16 protein-coding genes and 1 pseudogene are annotated in these 20,216 nt (G+C 55.2%); 12 read left to right on the top strand and 5 right to left on the bottom strand.

Annotated elements, in window-relative coordinates; genetic code table 11:
- Positions 1-9: 9 nt before the first annotated feature.
- Positions 10-2,943: a LodA/GoxA family CTQ-dependent oxidase gene (locus tag BLP45_RS09635; RefSeq protein ID WP_090372101.1), complete on the bottom strand. Its 2,934-nt coding sequence runs from the start codon at positions 2,941-2,943 to the stop codon at positions 10-12.
- A gap of 1,099 nt (positions 2,944-4,042) precedes the next feature.
- Positions 4,043-5,209: an HAF repeat-containing PEP-CTERM protein gene (locus tag BLP45_RS09630; RefSeq protein ID WP_090372267.1), complete on the bottom strand. Its 1,167-nt coding sequence runs from the start codon at positions 5,207-5,209 to the stop codon at positions 4,043-4,045.
- A gap of 166 nt (positions 5,210-5,375) precedes the next feature.
- Here BLP45_RS09630 and BLP45_RS14960 point away from each other — a divergent pair, with 166 nt between their 5' ends.
- The 5 genes and pseudogenes from BLP45_RS14960 (at position 5,376) to BLP45_RS14405 (ending at position 8,214) form a co-directional block, all read left to right on the top strand.
- Positions 5,376-5,762, top strand: coding sequence for a transposase (locus BLP45_RS14960; RefSeq protein ID WP_090372099.1), 387 nt, complete (start codon positions 5,376-5,378; stop codon positions 5,760-5,762).
- 163 nt (positions 5,763-5,925) lie between these two features.
- The gene (locus BLP45_RS14955; RefSeq protein WP_090372098.1) at positions 5,926-6,387 is read left to right on the top strand and encodes a hypothetical protein; all 462 of its coding nucleotides are present in this window, start codon (positions 5,926-5,928) and stop codon (positions 6,385-6,387) included.
- 193 nt (positions 6,388-6,580) lie between these two features.
- Positions 6,581-6,760: pseudogene (locus BLP45_RS14950) on the top strand (transposase); the annotation flags it as partial.
- A gap of 484 nt (positions 6,761-7,244) precedes the next feature.
- Positions 7,245-7,616, top strand: a complete 372-nt coding sequence (locus tag BLP45_RS14410) for a hypothetical protein (protein WP_143002429.1) — start codon at positions 7,245-7,247, stop codon at positions 7,614-7,616.
- Positions 7,617-7,701: 85 nt separating this feature from the next.
- Positions 7,702-8,214 carry a hypothetical protein gene (locus BLP45_RS14405; RefSeq protein WP_143002428.1) on the top strand — a complete coding sequence of 171 codons (513 nt, stop codon included), beginning with the start codon at positions 7,702-7,704 and terminating at the stop codon, positions 8,212-8,214.
- Between the two features lie 174 nt (positions 8,215-8,388).
- Here BLP45_RS14405 and BLP45_RS09605 read toward each other — a convergent pair whose 3' ends face one another.
- The 3 genes from BLP45_RS09605 to BLP45_RS09600 all read right to left on the bottom strand — a co-directional run bounded on the left by BLP45_RS09605 (position 8,389) and on the right by BLP45_RS09600 (position 10,606).
- A complete protein-coding gene (locus tag BLP45_RS09605) occupies positions 8,389-9,543 on the bottom strand; it encodes an NAD(P)/FAD-dependent oxidoreductase (protein WP_090372092.1) in 1,155 nt (384 codons plus the stop codon).
- A complete protein-coding gene (locus tag BLP45_RS14615; protein WP_176754718.1) occupies positions 9,540-9,701 on the bottom strand; it encodes a hypothetical protein in 162 nt (53 codons plus the stop codon). Before BLP45_RS14615 ends, BLP45_RS09605 begins: the two co-directional genes overlap by 4 nt.
- 248 nt (positions 9,702-9,949) lie before the next feature.
- Positions 9,950-10,606 carry a glutathione S-transferase family protein gene (locus tag BLP45_RS09600; RefSeq protein ID WP_090372090.1) on the bottom strand — a complete coding sequence of 219 codons (657 nt, stop codon included), beginning with the start codon at positions 10,604-10,606 and terminating at the stop codon, positions 9,950-9,952.
- Positions 10,607-10,708: 102 nt separating this feature from the next.
- Between BLP45_RS09600 and BLP45_RS09595 the strand changes: the two genes are divergently transcribed.
- From BLP45_RS09595 to BLP45_RS09565, 7 genes are all read left to right on the top strand, one after another.
- Positions 10,709-11,338, top strand: coding sequence for a TetR/AcrR family transcriptional regulator (locus BLP45_RS09595; RefSeq protein ID WP_090372088.1), 630 nt, complete (start codon positions 10,709-10,711; stop codon positions 11,336-11,338).
- Positions 11,339-11,470: 132 nt separating this feature from the next.
- Entirely contained in the window at positions 11,471-12,526 is a 1,056-nt protein-coding gene (locus tag BLP45_RS09590; RefSeq protein WP_090372086.1) for an SAM-dependent methyltransferase, read from the top strand.
- A gap of 117 nt (positions 12,527-12,643) precedes the next feature.
- Positions 12,644-13,549, top strand: coding sequence for a 2-hydroxy-3-oxopropionate reductase (locus BLP45_RS09585; protein ID WP_218117982.1), 906 nt, complete (start codon positions 12,644-12,646; stop codon positions 13,547-13,549).
- Positions 13,550-13,583: 34 nt separating this feature from the next.
- Positions 13,584-15,038, top strand: a complete 1,455-nt coding sequence (locus BLP45_RS09580; RefSeq protein ID WP_090372082.1) for an FAD-linked oxidase C-terminal domain-containing protein — start codon at positions 13,584-13,586, stop codon at positions 15,036-15,038.
- A 7-nt stretch (positions 15,039-15,045) separates the two neighbouring features.
- The gene (gene glcE / locus BLP45_RS09575) at positions 15,046-16,134 is read left to right on the top strand and encodes a glycolate oxidase subunit GlcE (protein ID WP_371128751.1); all 1,089 of its coding nucleotides are present in this window, start codon (positions 15,046-15,048) and stop codon (positions 16,132-16,134) included.
- A 4-nt stretch (positions 16,135-16,138) separates the two neighbouring features.
- Complete coding sequence (gene glcF / locus BLP45_RS09570) at positions 16,139-17,440, top strand: glycolate oxidase subunit GlcF (RefSeq protein WP_090372078.1); 1,302 nt, start codon at positions 16,139-16,141, stop codon at positions 17,438-17,440.
- A gap of 203 nt (positions 17,441-17,643) precedes the next feature.
- On the top strand, positions 17,644-19,941 hold the full coding sequence (locus BLP45_RS09565; RefSeq protein WP_090372076.1) for a DNA translocase FtsK: 2,298 nt from the start codon (positions 17,644-17,646) through the stop codon (positions 19,939-19,941).
- Positions 19,942-20,216 lie beyond the last annotated feature (275 nt).

Raw genomic sequence — 20,216 nt, 5'->3', positions numbered from 1 at the left:
TCCCTAATCTCAGCCTGTTATGCCTTTGGGAAACCGCCGCACCTTTTCAATTGACGTCAGATCAAGTGAATCGCTCGCTATGCCAAGATGGGCACTGCTGCGCGGAGAGGGAGCGGATATCGTCAGGCGCCTGATTTCGTGCTGCGCCACCGTTGCCTGCGGCATATCGTGGATGAGCACGTGCTGGTCTTCCACCTCCATCTTGCCGGGGAAATTCTCATGATCGGGCGGGCCGTCGTATGTCTCGACCACTCCGAGATGATCAAAATGGTGAATCATGTTATTGATTTGATCGGTATAGCTGGTGCTGCCTAACGGCGCCGTCCATGCAGCCCGGTTGGCAAATGCCGCCAGCCGCTCCCCCAGCGGGGCTTTCGTATCCATTATGATGTCGTAATTCTGGCGCGTCAGCACCTGGTTCGGCACCCGTGCCGGCCAGAAGCTGGGAACGTAAGGATCGTAACTCTTATCGTAGCCGGAACGGCAACTGGCGGTGTCGGTTTGCCACGGTACCGCCATCCAGCGCGTAATATCGCCGGCTTGCTGGCCATATAACGGCCCGCCGGGAATGGTCACGCTATCGCTGGAAAGGATTTCGCCCAGGCTTGGCGGTACCCAGCCGTCGGGGGCATGAGCAAAGCGGAACGGTGCCATATACAGGGTGATCGAGCGCACCGGCCAAGTCATTTCACAGCCGGGATGAAAGGCATCGGCCAGGCAGAATTCGAGTGCCGCCTGGGTCAGCGTATCACCCTGCTCGGCCAGGGGCACTGCCTCGATGGTAGCGGGCAGTGTCCGCACCGGATCATAATCTGCAGTAAAATCGCCCATCGCCCATTGCGCCAGCATCGCTAACTGGGTTGCGGTGAGGGCGGTATTCTGATTCACGGTGTGGGAAGGTGGGATCGCCATGGCGTCGCCATACAGCCAGGGCCAGGGATCGGGCGACCACGAGTCGATCGCGTCGTTGCGGAATTGCTTGACAATCGCGCGGCGCAATTCGAGATTTGCGACGCTGGGATCAGACAATCTCGCCAACGCCTGCGGGCTGGTTAGATCAAATAGTCCCTTCCATCCAAATGCGGAGGCAAAGCCCGCATTCACCCATTGCAAACCATTCAATCTTTCGAACAACGGCAGGATATCAGCGCTAAAGCTGGGCCGCACCGGCATTGGCAGCATTCCACCGGAGATTGCCACATCGCGCATCAGATCCCACATGGTGCGTACCGACTTTCGTTGCGGCCCATAGTTGGGCGGCGCGACAATAACCCAGGCGGGAACCACGGCTAGCGCTTGCCCCTGATAGGTCACGCTGGCAGTGACGGAACCATCGGAGATATCGTCATGCCAGCCCTCGTTGTTGGCGAAGGTAATGGCGCGGCTCCCATCATACGACGCGGATTCACCGTGTCCGCCCAAGACGATCAGGTGCCCTTGCTCATCGCTGAAAATCTCTCCCAGATATACGGGCTTGCCCATGAATCTCCCGTCATCGAAACGCTGAGGCTGTGCGTTTTTGCCGGAAACCTTTTTTACGCCTGGCCGGATCGCGAGTTTGTCGCGGTCGGGAATGCTCGCATTGCGCAAAGTAGTCGGCGGAGCCGCTGCGGCTTCGGGAATGTCGAGTGCCAACTGAAAACCGTACCACGCGGATTTCGTATTGGCGAGTTGCACGCTCCACTCAATTTTTGCCTCACCCGCGGTCAATTCGCGAACAATTTTTCCCTTGGCATTGACTCCGTAGAGCCGAAACCGCGCGCCCTGCCGTTTCAGTTTCTTGTCCGCATCGCGATAGAAGCCGGGTGCGGCCGGGGGCGGGTTAGGTACCTCGGGCCCGAGAAACCATTCATTCTTGCTCGAACCCACGCGGGCTACTCCGATCGATGGGTAAATCACCGCTTTGACTACGCACGTGTCCGGCGGCGCTTCCGCCGTTGTTGTTGCACGCGGTTCGGGCAGATCCTGCAATGGCTGGCCGTTCGCCTCGTGGCGTGCATGTGCCCCGGCTGCATAGGCCATTTTGCGCGCCTCGGCGATGGAGCCCACCGGCGCCTGCTCCATCGGCACGCGCCAGATGTTGAACGCCAGGCTCTGGCCATACTCGGCTTGGCCGCGAGTCGCAATATCCTGTTGGGACAAGATCAGGGTGGCCACATGCACGAAAGGACTTTCCTCCTCCGGCCATTCCTGTGTCGCTTCATCCAGAGGCATATTGGCGGAATTGGTGCGCCGCTGCACCATGAAGCGAAAGCGGTATTCTCGCGTCAGAAGACGCTGGCACAGATCCACCGCAAGGTAGTCGGCCGCATTGTTGGGTACATTCTGCGGCGGCGTTTCAGGGTCCAGCCGAAACTTGACGTATTCTTTTTCACCGGATTTAAACGGCAGAATCGCCCAGTAAGTGGTGGTTAACACACTGCCTTCCACTTTTTCCATGCGATCCAGAATTTCAGCGGTTTTAGGATGTTTTCTCAGATAACCGGGATAATCGCGCGCAACCACCCCAGCATAGGTGAACTCACACATCTCCCTGGCATTGTCGACAAAAAATACCGGAAAATTCTGCATGATGAAATCGGCCGTATCGCCATTCTCGCCTAATGCTTTTGGTCCCGGCACACCAAACAATTTGATGCCGATTCCCACTGTGGAAGCCAGATCAGGTGAGGTAGGTGTGGTATCGCTGGAGAAGCGTACCCAGGCCGTAAGGCTGTCGTGGGCAAATACGCCAACCTTCAAATCGACCGGAACGTTATGTTCCATTACCAGCCGACCGGAGGCAACGCCGTGCAACTTGCGAAATACCGCTCGCTCAGCGGGATTCTGGCCCAGTTTAATGCGATTTTCCTGCCCAATGCCTACAAACATTTCGGTCAGGCGTTCCGTGGATTGGTTTTTGGAATCAAAGCACTCTGGAATCGGCTTCATGTCCTGGCTCATTCACGCTCCTTAAGATTGAGAGATTTGTGGTTTATGAACTATCTGAAAGCGAATATGGCTGGGAGCGGCCGGTCTGCTGATGAGCTTCTTATTCAGCGCTTTCCCCACCGGCAGGGTACAAGAATTAAAAATCCACGAGTAGCTGTAAGAAGTTACAGGTAGGACGTTATCCTTGTGTAGTAGATAGGTTATATAGCCCCCGCGGCAAAATGGTTGTGCGCACAAATATTGTGTACACAACGTAGGGTGTAAGAGGAGCGCGGGCTTGCGATAGGCCTGCCTGGTAAATACCTGAGCTATTGGTCGGTGCGCTAACCTTACGGGTTCTGGAGCGTTGCCCCTTGTACTGAGGTAGCACCAAGCATCGGCGCGGCGATTCATGGTAGCGAGACGGCGAGCAAAATTTCGGAGTATTCGCAGCGATCAAGCTTCAGTACGTCAACGAACGGAACAAATTGGTGACCGGCGTATCATCTCAGTTCAGCAATTTCGCCGAATTACTACGAGGTATATCATGAAACATATTCCTGTCTTAAAAAGTACTCAATCAGTCTTGCTTGCGGGCATAGTGGTTTTTGGAATAGCTGGCGTTGTTCATGCCCAGATTCGTGGCGGACCCGGACAAGTAGGTGGTATGGGCCAAGGCGGCGCCCCGGCGGGGGAGTTTCCATCCGATCGAGGAAACGCTCTACCGACCCAAAGAAATATGCAAGGCGGCGCTAGTCCCGGCCAGGACATGCCGGGTAAAAAGGACCCATCAAGAGATTCTTCCCAAGAACAAAGGCCTGGCTCAACCAAGCGAGATTTAGGGGCGGGATCAAGTACTTCTAAGGAACCAGGTGCTTCTAATAGTTCAAGCACACCCCAGGATTCAAGCACCCCTCGTACACCGCCCTCCGGAACCGGCGGATACTGATCTTTCCTCGATTAAAAGTTAAAGCGCGTCCTGGGAGGCGATAGCCGCTTATTTCGACGTACCAGGCTGTGAAAAAACTCGCGTCACACCCCCAAAGAGCACGAGTGGCTTTGCGCTCCCGGACTTCCAGTCCGGCCATCCAGGGCCAAAGCGCTAGCGGTCGCTTGAAACTTTTGATTGACGCTAAATTCGGACTTCTGACTTTTTGCGCCCCGCAATGAACCCGATCAGGCCCAACCCTGCCAGCATCAAGGCATAGGTTTCGGGTTCGGGAATCCCCGTAGCAATCACTTGGCCATTGTTATTAATATCAATAGCGTTGGTAAGAATTACCCCCTCGGGCAGGTCAATCAGTGAATTGAGATCCATCATGCCTTCCCCGTTAGGGCCAGTGATGAAGACATGGTAAGCGCCTGGACTAGGAATTGTTCCAGGCGTGAGAGTAGAGCGTCCTACTACCTGTCCCGCATCGTTGATATCACTAGCGTCGCTGAAATCCCCGCCTAAGGTGCCCAAGTCTCTTATCCTCATGTCATTGGGGCCGGTGATGAAGGCATGGATAAGGCCGTCAGACGTAAAACGAGAGCTTCCTACCACCTGCCCAGCATTGTTGATGCCGTAGGCGGTGCTGAAATCGCCAAACGTGCCAAGGTCCCTCATGCCCATCCCGTCGGGACCGGTGATGAAGGCATGGCTATTGCCTTCAGCTGTTTGAGACTCTCCCACCACCTGGCCGACATCGTTGATGCGAGTAGCAAAGGTGATGTTACCGCCTAACGTACCAAGGTCCCTCATCCCCATTCCGTTGGGGCCGGTGATGAAGGCATGGGGGAAACCCTCGGGTGTGTAAGCCCATCCGACCACCTGCCCGGCATTGTTGATGCCAGTAGCATGGCCTTCTCCACTGCCTTCTAAAGTGCCAAGGTCCCTCATGCCGACCCCATCGGGGCCCGTGATGAAAGCATGGATAGTGCCTTCAGCAGTGTAAGAATCTCCCGCTACCTGCCCCGAATTGTTGATGCCGTAAGCACTGCTATATGGTTGAGGAAGTTTACCGCCTAAATTGCCAAGGTCTCTCATTCCCATGCCATCAGGGCCGGTGATGAAAGCACTAAAAGGGTTTAATCCGTTCCTGAGAGAATGATATCCCGCCAACTGACCGGCATCGTTTATGGCGGTAGCAGTGATATTTCTACCGTATAAACTGCCAAGGTCCGTCACTGTCCTGCTGTTGAGGTCGACAAAGAAGGAGCGTTCCTGCGCGGATGCAAGAGTACCGGGGCCTAGGCCGCTAACCAGGGCTCCGATCAGAATGAGGCTACGGGCTTTGAAGCAACAGCTGACTATCATCTTATCCTCCGGCAAGGTGACGTTTAGCATCCATTGCTTCAAATTAGATGATGGAATTTATGTTGTCAAACCAGATTCTGTATCTATAGTCATATTCGTATATAGGCTTTAAAAAAGTCTTTGCAGTTATTACACTGACGAGACATCGACAAGCCAAAGGAATATCGTGACTCACATAACCGGACCTTCGCGCCATCAGATAACGCTGTTTCCCGAATCACTGGATGAATTGATTGCGCAAGATCATCCGGTGCGAGTGATCGAGGCGTTTGTGGACAGTCTTGATCTGGGCCAATTGGGGTTCAAGGAGGTCGTTGCTGAGGCCACGGGACGTTCGCCGTACGCGCCGGGCGATTTGCTGAAGCTGTACGTATACGGTTATCTGAACCGGGTGCGCTCAAGCCGCATGATCGCGGGAAACGAGGCGCAACATCGAAGTGATGTGGCTGGTAAACCGTGTTTCGCCGACCTACAAGACCATAGCCGACTTTCGCCGGGGCCATGCGCAAGCCATTGTAGGCGTATGCCGGGAATTTATTGGCTTCTGTCGTAGGCAGCAGTTATTTGGCGGCGAACTGCTGGCCATTGATGGCCCCAGGATCGAGGCGGTAGCCAGCCGTAAGCGGTCGTGACGCCCAAACGCCTGGCAGAACAGATGGCAGCGCTTGACCAGAAGATTGGCAAATATCTGACGGCGCTGGATAAAGCCGACCTGCATGAGCCTGGGAGCAGCCAGGCAGTATGCCCGGATGTGGCAGCGGCGCGTGCAGGAAATGGCCGATCAAGGCATCAGGCCGCATGTGGCAACCGAGCCCGAGGCCAGATTGATGCGTACACCTTATCACGGTTTCGAGGTTGCCTATAACGCCCAGCTGGCGGTCGATGCCAGGCACAAGCTGATTGTGGCATTTGACCTCACTAATGAAGGCAATGATTCCAGGCAACTGCATCCGATGGGCAACCTTGGGCAAGGACGAACTGCAGGTCAGGAGCGTGACGGTCGTTGCGGATTCGGTTCAAATGGGGAGCAAGGCAGTAAATGCGAGCAAAGCGGTATTACTGCCATCGTGCCGCGGCCAAGGGCTGTCAACAAGCGCGGAGGGGACACTTTAGCCGCGATGAGTTCACCTACGATGCAAAAACGGACAGCTGGCGTTGCCCGGCCGGCGCAACCTTGACCCGATCCAGCGTTTCATTGGTTGCGCAGAAGAAGGATTAAACCACTAGGGCCCGTGGGGGCGGTGCGCTCAAGGATCAATGCACGAAATCCAGGCGGCGTGTGGTGGTGCGAAGCTTTCCACGAAGAGGTGGTGGAAGCAATGCACCAGCGAGTAACAAGCAACCCGATATGGATGAAGCAGAGGCAGTGTCGTTGAACATCCCTTTGGCACCGTCAAATGGATGATGGGGAGTCCCCGCTTTCTGCTGCGGGGGTTGAAGAAAGCAAAGGCGGAGCTGGCGTTGAGCGCATTGAGCTACAACCTAAAGCGGGTTATCAATATCCAAGGTGTACACATGCGGCTCAACACCTTGCGACCATCCTTTGGATGAGCAGGTGTTTTTGCCAAATTCCTTCACGCTTCTTGCTCATCGGGATATCTGAGGCGAGTTTTTTCACAGCCTGGTACGCGGAAATTGCTTGACCGCTATACCTGGGCCGGTAGGGATTATTGGTTTCGTTGTCCATCATGCTCATGAACTCCGCTGGCGATTAATCCGACTTTATTGCCAGGATGCGTTGTGTCTTAAATATGCAAATATGGCGAAATGAAGCGCGTTATAAGCAACTGAGTCACTCTGTTTTATTGCAAGGATAACGGTCCCTTGCCGCGGCTAAGAACTATGCCTCCAGCATGCATATTCGATGCTCAATGAAAAGTGTACTTTGGTCCAATAGCTATTTCTATTGCAATCTGTAAGATTCGGGCCGAAGGTTGATCGCAGCCCTATCGCTAATGCATATTTAGCCCTTATGCCGGCAGGCGCAATACGCTATACGTTTTGAATACCGAAATAACGATAGAAGGAGATGATCATGCGTAGACTCGGTCTGGTGGTATTGCTGGCGAGCGTTGTTCTTGGTTATGGCAATCCCGTGCTGGCGCGCGAAGGCGGCGCCGGGCATCACGACAAAATGGGCCGGGACGGCAATGAGGGGCGCGGTGGAGCGGCCCTTGATCACAGGAGCCAGAAAGCAAGCGAGAACTCGAATGCAAAATGGTCCAGTGGAGCAACCAAGGGCCAGGATCGTGCGGAGCTGAGACGCCAGAATGGCCATGGCCGCGGCCACGGTAAGAACCATGATGAGGGCGAAGCCCGGGGTCATGGCAAGGAGCATGGCGGCAAGGCTCGCGGACATGGTAAAGACCACGGTGGCAAGGCTCACGGTCATGATAAGCGCAAATAGGTCGCGGCGAGAATTACGGCTCCAATCGGAGCGATGCAAGTCGACGCTAGCGGTAAACGAAGTATCTTTAAGAGGGAGAATATAGGTGCCGAACGAATCGCTTAATCCCTGGAAGCTTGCAACGATTGGAATCCTGCTGGTGGGCGCAACCGTAGCGGCCACAATGCTTGTTACAGGGCAAGACTCCAAGACTGAATTGCCCGATCCTGAAGCAGCACAAGTTAGTGAAGCACAAGTCCCTGTGAAAGAGAAGAAGACAGTGTCGACCGTGAAGGCCGCACCGGTAGAGCGCCGGCGGTCCTCGGCGCAGCCCTCGCAGTCCGTCGTGGAAGCATGTAACAAGTATGCGTATGAGCAAGTTGACAGCAAGACGGAAGAGGTGCTGACGAATGCCGCACTAGGTGCTGCTATCGGTGCAGCGGTGGGCGCGGCTGGAGGCGCTATCGCCGGCGGAGGGAGCGGCGCAGGGAAAGGAGCCGCCATTGGCGGTATAGCGGGCGCAGCGGGGGGAAGCCTCTACGGACTCAACGAAAACAAGTCGCACGATGCCCAGTACCAGGCCGCTTACGCTTCTTGCATGGACTCGAAGGGCTACTAAGAGTAATCGCTATAGGACAAGACCTTCCAAGGTATTAACAGTCGCCGCTAATTTATATCAGGCCTGCCATATGCGCATTATGCGGCCTGCTCCAGCATCCTGATCTACGGCTACACCTGTTTTATTTGCGATTTCCGAGAAGGTGGGGCCAGTGGATACGGATCAGTCCCTTTCTTATTCCATTACCGCCGGCAATTGCGTGGCAAGCAAGTTTTTCTCTTTGGTTACCGTACCCAGCAGCGCATAGCCGAGCAGTTTTCCATCGGCACTTTGAAACAGTGCTTTGACGCTGTCTTCACTTTCCTCAACATGCCACTCGCCTGGCTTGCCCGGGTCGGGAGGTGAGACCACCGTCGGACAGGCAGGTGTCTTGACCAGCACGGGCATGGCGGGATATTTTATCGAGGTAGGGGTGCGGGCAAGCGTCGCCGCAAGGCCGCGCGCGGCATGCATGATAGGCATGACGAACGGCAGCACCCTACCCTCCACCTCCGCGCAGTCGCCTAGGGCATAAATATCCGAGTACCGGGTTTGTAATGAGCGGCTTACGGCAATGCCGCGGTTCACCGCGATACCGGCGGCTTCCGCCAGCGCGGTGCGCGGGCGCAATCCGATAGCGGAGAGTACGACATCTGTCTGGATGATCTCACTATTGGCAAGAGTCAAGCGCAAGCTCTCGTGAATTCGCTCGATGCACTGGGTCGCCGCGCCCAAGTGGAAAACTACGCCGATGGCCTCCAGCCTGCGCTGCAGGAAGGCGCCGGCGGCCTCCGGCAGGAGCCGCCCCAGGGGCTGTACGCTGATATCGATTACACGTACCCGGTAACCAGCCACAGCCAGATCATTGGCGAATTCACAGCCGATCAGCCCTGCACCGAGAATGGTCACGTCCTTCTTTCCCTTCAATGCGGTACATAGCTGGTGATAGTCGTCGAGATCATTGACTGACAGAATCGCTTCCGTTCCATTGCCTTCCAGCGCCAGCCGGATCGGATCAGCACCCAAGGCCAGGATGAGCTGGCTGTAGGAAGATTTTTCTCCGCTCTGCAAGGTAACGGTTTTACTGGAGGGATCAATAGCGGTTATCCGGGAATGCGGGCGAATCGTCATTTTCAATTGCTCCGCCATCTTCTCCGCGTTGGCATTTAGTATGGACGCGGGCGTCTTGCCGGTAGCCAAGGCATTCGAGAGCATCGGTTTGGAATAGAAGCCGCCGTGATCCGCGGAAATGAGCTGGATTGGTGTTTCAGCGTCCAGCTTGCGAAATTCACGCGCCACGGTATACCCCGCCAGCCCGCTGCCGATAATAACAACCGGTTGCCGGCTCATGCGTAAACCTTTGCCATTTCGGAAGCGGTGTTTAGCGTAGCCCGTCCGGACTGGTTAAACTTCTCGCACGTGTCTCCCCAGCTGGTGCCGCGGGGGTGCGGGCTGTCAATTGTTTTCTGATAGGTGAGATAACGCGTATCGTGTCGAACTGCGGTCATTCTGGATTCCTCGTGAATTTATCGAATGATAGATTACTTCGAATTGAGTTTGAGGCTCTTAAAAAGTTTATTGGACAAGCTTTTGAGGCGAGATATCCCTACTTCCCAAGGCGCCGGGGAGCTTTGTTGGATTGAGCGCGTAGCATACGGCACTTTGATCGGATGAATGAATCTTACGATCCAGGGTCAGGACCCATAAACTGAACAAAAAACTCGGATGACGACTTCGAGCCCCGGACGGAACTCAATCAACCAACCGGTCGGTGGCTTGCCGTGTAAACTGCCAATTGAGCGTCGAAAGCCCGCTTGTAGGAGGGCCGCGCTTCGCCGCGGGCGACATAGGCGGCCAGGGTCGGATATTCGTCCAGAATGCCGGATGATTTCAGCCTGAGCAGCACCGACACCATCATCAGGTCGCCCGCGCTGAATGCACCGTCGAGCCAGCTGGCATCACCCAGACGAGCGGAAAGCTGGTCCAGCCGATGTCGGACACGCTCCTCGACTAAAGGGAGGCGTTCCTTGTTCCAAGGCTTGTCGCCCTCCAGCAGATTGGCGGTTGCGAGTTCAAGGATCGGCGGTTCTATCGTATTAACCGCGGCAAACATCCAGGTAACCGCGCGCGCCCGCGCATTGGCATCGGCCGGCAACAGGCCGCCATGGCGCTCTGCGATGTGGAACACGATCGCTCCTGTCTCGAACAGGGCGAGATCGCCTTCCTCGTAAGTCGGAATCTGGCCGAAAGGATGAAGGGCCAGATGCGCGGGTTCCTTCATCGCACGGAACGAAACAAGGCGAACCTCGTAGGGTTGGCCCACTTCTTCAAGTGCCCAGCGCACGCGCGTATCACGCGCCAGCCCCTTGCCGCCATCGGGCGATCGTTCAAAGGCGGTAATGGTGATGGTCATCGTGAGGCTCCTCCAGCAAAAATCATAGATTCCCAAGCAGCTTGAACAATATTATTAAACGATGTATAGTTATATACATCGTTTAATAATTTGTAATGAGCCATGTCTGTCTCGTTCTCCGGCAATATCTCAAGGGTAGCCAATGTAAGTCGGCGAGAACGCAAGCGACAGCAGACCGCCGATCATCTCGCCGATACCGCCTGGACCCTGTTCTGCGACCACGGATTCGAAGCAGTGACCATGGAAGCCATCGCCGAAGCGGCGGATGTGGCAAAGGCAACGCTGTACAAACACTTCCCAGTTAAGGAAGCGCTGCTCCGCCATCGATTCCACCGCGAGCTTGCCGATGAGTTGCCGGCGCTGCTGGCGGAACTCGACACACGGCCGACGATCACCGAACGCCTGCATGAATTCTTCCGGCACTCCGCCGGCTGGTCGGTATCCCATCGCGACTACCTGCCCCATTATCTACGTTTCTGCCTGGGCGAAGTGGGAATGCGGGATGCCCCGGAGCGGCAAAGCGGGCTGAACACGGTATTTGCCAACCTCATTGCAGCCGGCCAGTTGAGCGGTGAGTTCAGCTCAGGACAGGATGCGGCATTGCTTGCCCATTATCTGCAATTTCTTCACCTTGCTACGCTACTGCGCTGGCTGAACATACCGGGACTAGACTTGAGTGCCGAATTCGATCGCATGCTTGAGCTGTTTCTGCACGGCTTGGGAACAGAATAGTGACTTCTCTCCCGCCGACTGGCAACAAATCGAGGCAACCGGTCCGGAGGGGGCTGGGTGGAAAAGCATGCACGCCGAACTGCTGCATAAATTATATAGAGTACGCGTTCTAATTTAACACAAGGGGGCATAATGTTTCTCAAGCCGTTCTTGAAGTTGTTCAAAAATGATCAGCTTTCTGCCTTCGTCGGCATCAATGCTTTGTTTAAACCCTTCTACAAACTCTCTTACCTTGCCGCCGCCAAGGATGACGGCTTGTTCGACCTGTTATCCGAGCAACCGGTGGTATTTGAGAAACTGGCGGAAACTTACTGTAAGAACGCAAAGGCACGCGAAGCATTGAAGGCTTGGCTGCAATTGGGCATTCGGCTCGATTTTCTGGAATTGAGCATCCGGGGATATACGCTGAAGGGTTTGGCAAAGAAACTGGCATTGCCGCAAAACGATGCCGCGTTGGCCCTGGTCCAGGAAGTGGCGGGCCTGCATTATAAACTGATCTCGAACACTCCCGGGAAGCTGCGAAATGGAGAATTCTGGGGACTTGAAGATCAGGATGGCGAATTGATTGCCCGGTCTTCCCGGGCGTTGGAGGCATTCCAGACAGAAGCCATCGATCGGACTTTTCCTGTTTCCAAGGCTGTCAGCCTGCTTGAAATCGGCTGCGGCTCTGGTTTTTACATCAAGTATATCGCAACAAGAAACCCGTCCCTTTCAGCGCTCGGATTGGAGCTGCAGCCCAATGTCGCTGATATGGCCCGTCGCAACATTCAGGAATGGGGCTTGCAGGATCGCGTCAGGATAGAAGCCGGCGATATCAGGGAGAAAGCTTCCGCTGAGCATTTCGATATCGTAACGCTCTACAACAACATTTATTACTTCCCAGTTATGGAAAGAGTCTCTCTCTTGCGGCATATCAGGAAATTCCTTAAAACCGATGGTTTTCTGCTATTGACCACCTGCTGCCAGGGCGGGAACCTGGGGATAGAGGTTCTAAATCTTTGGGGTGCCGCCACTGCAACGGGTGGGAGATTGCCCAGCGTGGAGGAAATGATCGATCAGCTTGGTGAGGCGGGTTATCAGGATATCCAGGCAATTAGCCTGATACCTGGAGATAAATTTTATGCATTTAAAGCACATCATGCAGGTCCTGTATCTACCCGCGATCCGCCAGCTGGTTTATTTATTTGAACCCGTTATGTAACAATACTTCTCCCGCCTGCAATGGGAATCCGGAACCGCGATAAAGAACCGGGGACGATCACGAGATAGGCGAAAGGAATTTACTGTAGTGTGAGGAACAAAAACCTGATGAATATTGGTTTTATCGGCCTGGGAATCATGGGCAAGCCGATGGCCGGAAATCTTATCAAAGGCGGGCATGCGTTATTTCTGCATTCCCGTAGCGGTGTGCCCCAAGAATTACTTGGGCAGGGTGGCAAGGCCTGTTCTTCACCCAGTGAAGTGGCAGAAAACGCCGATATTATTTTCACCATGCTACCCGATACGCCGGACGTGGAACGGGTGCTGTTTGGGGAGAATGGCTTGGTCCATGGCTTGCGGACTGACTTGAATGCCGGGACGAGTGAACGCAGGATTGTAGTGGACATGAGCTCTATTTCTCCCATGGAAACCAGAGTATTTGCCGCCAGGATTAACCAGCTGGGTTGTGATTACGTGGACGCGCCCGTGTCGGGCGGTGATATCGGTGCGAAGAACGCTACCCTTACCATTATGGTGGGGGCCACGAAAACAGTATTTGAAAGGGTGAAACCTGTTCTCGAATTGCTGGGTAAAAGCATCACGTTGATCGGGAGCAATGGCGCCGGTCAGACTTGCAAGATTGCCAACCAGATTATTGTTGCGCTCACCATTGAGGCGGTCGGCGAGGCGTTGCTGTTTGCATCCAAGGCAGGCGCCGATCCAGTCAAGGTGCGCGAGGCCTTGATGGGCGGGTTTGCCTCGTCGCGCGTTCTGGAGGTTCACGGTGAGCGCATGATCAAGCGGACGTTCGAGCCGGGATTTCGCATTGACCTGCATCAGAAGGATTTAAGCCTTGCCCTTTCCGGTGGGCGCGCATTGGGCGTGAGTTTGCCCAACACCGCCGCTACTCAGGAATTATTCAACGCATGCATCGCTCACGGCGGCGCGAAGCAGGATAGTTCAGCGGTGGTACGGATCCTCGAGAAATTGGCAAATCACGAAATCCAATAAACTGAAGTAAGCTGAGCAATTTGGGCTTTGAATTATGAATTCATTTGAACTGGTTACCAAGCTGCGTACTTTCCTGCCAACCGAGGCGGTGCTCCATGAGACCGAAGACCTGCGGCCTTATGAATGCGATGGATTATCGGCATATCGGCAAACGCCGATGATCGTGGCACTGCCGCAAACCGAAAACGAGGTGGCCGAGATCCTAAGGATATGTCATGCGGCGAAAATTCCGGTCGTGGCACGCGGCGCGGGGACGGGTTTGTCCGGCGGCGCGCTGCCCCACGCAGAGGGTGTTCTATTGTCGCTCGCCAAATTGAAACGCATCCTTGATGTCGATCCCGCCGCACGCACGGCCCGCGTGCAGCCGGGTGTGCGTAACCTTGCCATCAGCGAAGCGGCGGTACCCTATGGCCTGTATTATGCTCCTGACCCTTCTTCGCAGATTGCCTGCTCCATCGGCGGCAACGTTGCAGAGAATTCGGGAGGCGTCCACTGCCTGAAGTATGGGCTCACCGTGCACAATATCCTCAAACTGCGGGTCGTAACCATCGATGGCAAAATTCTCGAAATCGGCGGCGAGGGCATGGACTCCCCGGGCTACGATCTGCTGGCGCTCATGACGGGCAGCGAAGGCATGCTGGGTGTTGTTACCGAAGTAACCGTAAAGCTCACGCCCAGGCCGGAAAAAGCCCAAGTGGTCATGGCGGCGTTTGATGACATCCGCAAGGCGGGAGACGCGGTGGCGAATGTGATCGGGGCGGGAATTATTCCCGCAGGCATGGAAATGATGGATAAAATCACCACTCACGCAGTGGAAGAGTACGTCCATGCGGGCTACAACCTTGATGCGGCCGCGATTTTATTATGCGAATCCGACGGTGCGGTGGAGGAAGTCGCGGAAGAAATCCAGCGTATTAATGAGATCATGAACAAGAGCGGAGCGGCCGAAATCAGGACATCCCATGATGAAGCCGAACGGCTCAGATTCTGGGCCGGACGCAAAGCCGCATTTCCGGCAGCTGGCCGCGTCTCCCCCGATTACTACTGCATGGACGGCACCATTCCGCGCAAGCGTCTTGCGAACGTATTGTCCGGTATTGAAGCGCTCTCCGCTGAATATGGGCTGCGTTGCATGAATGTCTTCCATGCGGGCGATGGGAATTTGCATCCCCTGATTCTTTACGATGCCAACCGGCCCGGAGAGCTTGAATTAACCGAGGAATTTGGCGCAAAAATCCTGCAAATGTGCATTGAGGCTGGTGGAACCATTACCGGCGAGCATGGAGTGGGCATCGAAAAAATTAACCAGATGTGCTCACAATTCAAGACAAAGGAGCTCGAAACGTTCCATGCTGTAAAAGCGGCGTTTGATCCCGATGGCCTCTTGAATCCCGGAAAGGCCGTTCCCACTTTGCGCCGCTGTGCCGAACATGGCGCAATGCATGTGCATCGGGGCGAAGAGAAATTTGCGGAGTTGCCGAGGTTTTGAAAGATTGATTGATCCGCGCCCTTCCGACATTATCGACCATTTTGCCGACATCATCCGCGCTGCCGCCGGACATAAATCGCCATTACGCATACGAAGCGGAGGCAGCAAGGATTTCTATGGCAGCCGTATAGCCGGGCAAAAGGACTGCCGCATTCTTGATGCTACCGCTTACGCCGGTATCGTGGATTATGAGCCAACTGAACTGGTGGTGACTGTTCGTGCCGGTACGCTCTTGACCGAACTGGAAATGGAATTACGCAAGCATGACCAGATGCTGGCGTTCGAACCACCGCATTTCGGTTCTGCCGCCACGCTCGGCGGCTGCGTCGCCACCGGCCTGTCCGGCCCCCGTCGCGCATTCGCCGGTGCAGTGCGCGACTTTGTACTGGGGGTGCGCATGCTCGATGGCAGGGGAGATGACTTGAGTTTTGGCGGGCAGGTCATGAAAAATGTCGCGGGGTACGATGTCTCGCGTTTGATGACGGGTTCGATGGGGACGCTAGGTTTGTTGCTGGAGGTTTCGCTCAAGGTATTACCGCTACCGGCAATGGAAATGACGCTGCGCATGTCAATGAAAGAAGCCGAAGCGATCAGCAAGATGAATCTCTGGGCAGGTAAACCGCTGCCGGTTTCGGCAACCTGTTTCTGCAATGATGAACTCACCTTCAGGCTCTCGGGGGCTGAACCCGCGGTACGTGCAGCGCATGCGAAACTTGGCGGAGAAGAGATAGTCGAAGGGGTGTCTTTCTGGGAATCGGTGCGTGAACAGACGCACGCATTTTTTCAGTCTCAAAAATCTCTTTGGCGCTTATCCATAAAATCGACTACGCCGCCGCTATCACTGCCTGGAAAGCAATTGATCGAGTGGGGTGGAGCGTTGCGCTGGTATGCAAGCGATGCTGATGTGGATGCGAAAGCCGTGCGTGGGGGAGCGGCGAACGCTGGCGGCCACGCCACGCTTTTTCGCAGCCCCGACTTATGCGCTACCGTTTTTCATCCCCTCGCGCCGGAAGTGATGAAAATTCATCAGCGTTTAAAGGAAAAATTCGACCCGATGGGAATACTCAATCCTGGCCGGATGTATCCGGAATTATAAGGTAATGCAAACCAAGCTCGCCGACTTTGTTAAGGATTCTCCCGAAGGACTGGAAGCCGAGGAAATAATACGCGCTTGCGTTCATTGCGGTTTCTGCCTTGCCACTTGCCCGACTTACCAGCTCCTGGGGGATGAGCTGGATAGTCCGCGCGGACGTATTTACCTGATGAAGCAAGTGCTGGAAGGTGAACCGGTTACGCAAAAAACGCAACTGCATCTCGACCGTTGCCTCACTTGCCGCGCCTGTGAGACCGTTTGTCCGTCTGGTGTGCGCTACGGACGACTGGTGGATATCGGTCGCGGGATCGTCGAAAAAAAGGTAGGCCGCAGCATAACTGCTGGCGCCAGGCGGTATGCCCTGCGTCAAGCGTTACCCAATCCTGGTGTGTTCGCATCGTTGCTGAAGCTGGGACGGGGCATTCGGCCGTTACTTCGGGGCAGCCTGAAGGGCTCGATACCGCCACCCGCGCAACGAATAACGGAAACGAAATCCACGGAAGCATGGCCCTCGGCGCGCCACACCCGCAAGATGCTCGTCCTTGATGGCTGCGTGCAACCGGCGCTTGCGCCCAATACCAATGCCGCCGCCGCGCGCGTACTGGATAAAATCGGTATATCCCTTATCAGAGCGGAAAATGCAGGTTGCTGCGGTGCGGTTTCGTACCATCTCAATGCCCATCAGGAAGGATTGGATTACATGCGCCGCAATGTGGATGCCTGGTGGCCATATGTTGGAAAGGTGCCGGAGACCACAGAAGGAAGGAAAGCGATGGAAGGAGCGGAAGGGGTGGAAGCCATCGTCATGACCGCCAGTGGTTGCGGCGTAACTGTGAAGGAATACGGCCATTTGTTGCGCCATGATGCGGCCTATGCGGAAAAAGCGGCACGTATTTCGGAATTAACGAAAGATATCAGCGAAGTTCTCGAAGCGGAAGCCGCGATACTGGGTCCTCTTCTCGACAGGTCGCCATTCGACGCAAATAAAACAAAACTCGCGTTCCATTCCCCCTGTACTCTGCAGCACGGGATGCGGATTCGTGGCGTAGCCGAGAAAATTCTGATTGCCGCGGGTTTTGAGCTGACTGTTGTGCCGGACGCGCATCTTTGCTGCGGTTCGGCGGGAACCTACTCCATCCTTCAGCCGGAACTGTCGCAGCAGCTATTGGAAAATAAAGTCGCGGCGCTGGAATCCGGTCGCCCTGCCCGAATCGCTACCGCCAACATCGGTTGCCTCATGCACGTGCGAAGCGGTACATCGTTGCCAGTTGATCATTGGATCGAAATCCTGGACGAAAAACTTCGTTGATGGCCGGGCAGGTGATTGTATTTGCCCGCAAGTAATGGAATTTCATTCGTACTCGCATTGATGGGGCGCGATTTTTCCAATCATCCGCAAACTTCGTATCCGATAGCTGCCAAGGTTGCCCGCAGGGGAGTTTTGCTTTTTACCCCCGCTTTAACTCTATATAATCCGGCTTACCGCTTTTTCCTATTCTCCCGATACTATCCATGAGCTTTGTCAACAAGCCAATGGCCAAAAAAAGCTCCAACCCGCTGCCGACCAGGATCGTGAGGCTATTGCGCGAATCCGGCGGACTGGCGCTATTAGGCGTGGTGCTTTATCTGGTGCTGATATTTTATGGCTACGATCGTGCCGATCCTGGCTGGACGCACAGCGGGGACAGTCCGCCACGCAATCCCGGGGGGATTGCGGGTGCGTGGCTGGCGGACTTGCTGCTGTATTTATTTGGTATTTCCGCATGGTGGTGGATGCTGTTTTTCCTCTATCTGGTGTCATGGACTTACCACCGCATCGAAGGAGGCATATTCGATCGCCGCCCGTTGTTCGTATCGGCCGTTGGTTTCCTGGTATTGCTGGTTGCGAGCAGCGGGTTTGAAGCGCTGCGGTTGTATACGCTCAAAATGATGCTGCCACAGGCCCCGGGAGGGGTGCTGGGTAAGATACTCAGCGAAAATCTGTCGCAGATGCTGGGTTTTACCGGCGCAACTTTGACGCTGCTGATATTGATGGCAATCGGTTTCAGCTTGTTCACCGGTCTGTCGTGGCTGCGCTTTGTCGAGAAGCTGGGGTCGATGATCGAGGGGAGTCTGGTGTTTGCCAGGCGCAGCTGGGAAGATTGGCAGGATCGGCGAGCAGGGGCGGTTTTGGCAATTAAACGTGATGAACTGGTTGAGATCGGGAAAAAGCGTTTCGAAGAAAATCCGCCTTTGCATATCGAACCGCCAGCCACCGTCATTCTCAAGTCGCCGCGCGTAACCAAAGAGAAGCAGACGCCACTATTCGTCGATTTGCCTGATTCACCCTTGCCGCCATTGCATTTGCTGGACGAGCCGGCGAAGGACGTGGAAATGTTGTCGATGGACACGCTTGAATTCACGTCCCGCCTGATCGAGCGCAAACTGATCGATTTTGGAGTGGAAGTCAAGGTGGTGGCGGCATATCCCGGTCCGGTCATTACCCGCTACGAAATCGAGCCTGCCGTAGGCGTAAAGGGCAACCAGATTCTTAATCTGGTGAAAGACCTGGCACGATCGCTATCGGTCGTGAGCATACGCGTGGTGGAAACCATTCCCGGCAAGACCAGCATGGGGCTGGAAATTCCCAATCCCAAACGGCAGGTGGTACGCCTGTCTGAAATCCTTAGTTCGCAAGCTTATGCCGACATGGCGTCACCGCTGACCATTGCGCTAGGCAAGGACATCGGCGGACATCCGGTGGTAGCCGACCTGGGAAGAATGCCGCATGTACTGGTGGCAGGGACGACAGGATCAGGCAAGTCGGTGGCAATCAATGCCATGATCCTGAGTCTCATCTACAAAGCTACGCCTGAACAAGTGCGCCTGATTCTGGTGGATCCGAAAATGCTTGAATTGTCGGTGTATGAAGGCATTCCGCATCTGCTGGCGCCGGTCGTGACGGACATGCGGCAGGCCGCGAGCGCACTGCGCTGGTGCGTGGCGGAAATGGAGCGGCGTTATAAGTTGATGTCCTCGCTGGGGGTACGCAATCTTGGTGGTTACAATCAAAAAATCCGCGACGCGATTAAGAATGAGACGCCGCTTACCAACCCCTTCAGCCTGACACCGGACGCGCCGGAACCCCTGGAGGAGATGCCGCTGATTGTCGTGGTAATTGATGAACTTGCGGACTTGATGATGGTGGTGGGCAAGAAAGTCGAGGAATTGATCGCAAGGCTCGCGCAGAAAGCCCGTGCCGCAGGGGTGCATTTGCTGCTCGCCACGCAGCGGCCTTCAGTGGATGTGATTACCGGCCTTATCAAGGCCAATATTCCGACGCGGGTGGCGTTTCAGGTATCGAGCAAAGTGGACTCGCGCACCATCCTCGATCAGATGGGAGCGGAAGCGCTGCTGGGCCAGGGAGATATGCTTTACCTGCCTCCCGGCAGTGGCTATCCGCAACGGGTGCATGGCGCGTTTGTCGCTGATCAGGAAGTGCACCGGGTAGTGGAGTACCTCAAGGAGCATGGGGAGCCGCGTTATGTGGATGGGGTGCTGAATTCGATTGAAGAAGAAAGCGGGGCGAGCGAAAGCAACAGCAACAGCATGGCCGGGCAGGAGAATGGCGAGGCTGATCCCTTATACGATGAAGCAGTCGCGGTCGTGCTCAAGTCTCGTCGTGCCTCGATCTCGCTGGTGCAGCGGCATCTGCGCATTGGTTATAATCGTGCGGCGCGGCTGATTGAGGAGATGGAACGCGCCGGTCTCGTCTCGGCCATGCAAACCAATGGCAATCGAGAGGTGCTGGTTCCGGCGCGGAATGAGTAATTTCAATTCCCAATAAGATCGCCCGTGAAGACCGGCTTTTGCGTTGTATATGAGATTTTGTCCCTTTGACCCCTTGCGTGATGGCAATCCCAGCCGTTCTTAGTGATACCCTTTGACTTAAAAGACAACGCCCCACCCCCGTAAAGGGGTGGGGCGTTGTGTCGAGTCAGTCTCTCGCTTTCAGGATGTGCCGTTTAGGGGACGATCCGGTTGTTCAAGATGACTTTGCTCTGGTTGTTCCAGATGACGTCGGTCAGGTTGGAGTAGCGGGTGAT

The organism is Nitrosospira sp. Nl5, assembly GCF_900102495.1.
Lineage (GTDB): Bacteria > Pseudomonadota > Gammaproteobacteria > Burkholderiales > Nitrosomonadaceae > Nitrosospira.
The sequence above is the reverse complement of the archived record's forward strand: the minus strand, read 5'-3'. Positions and strand labels throughout refer to the sequence as shown.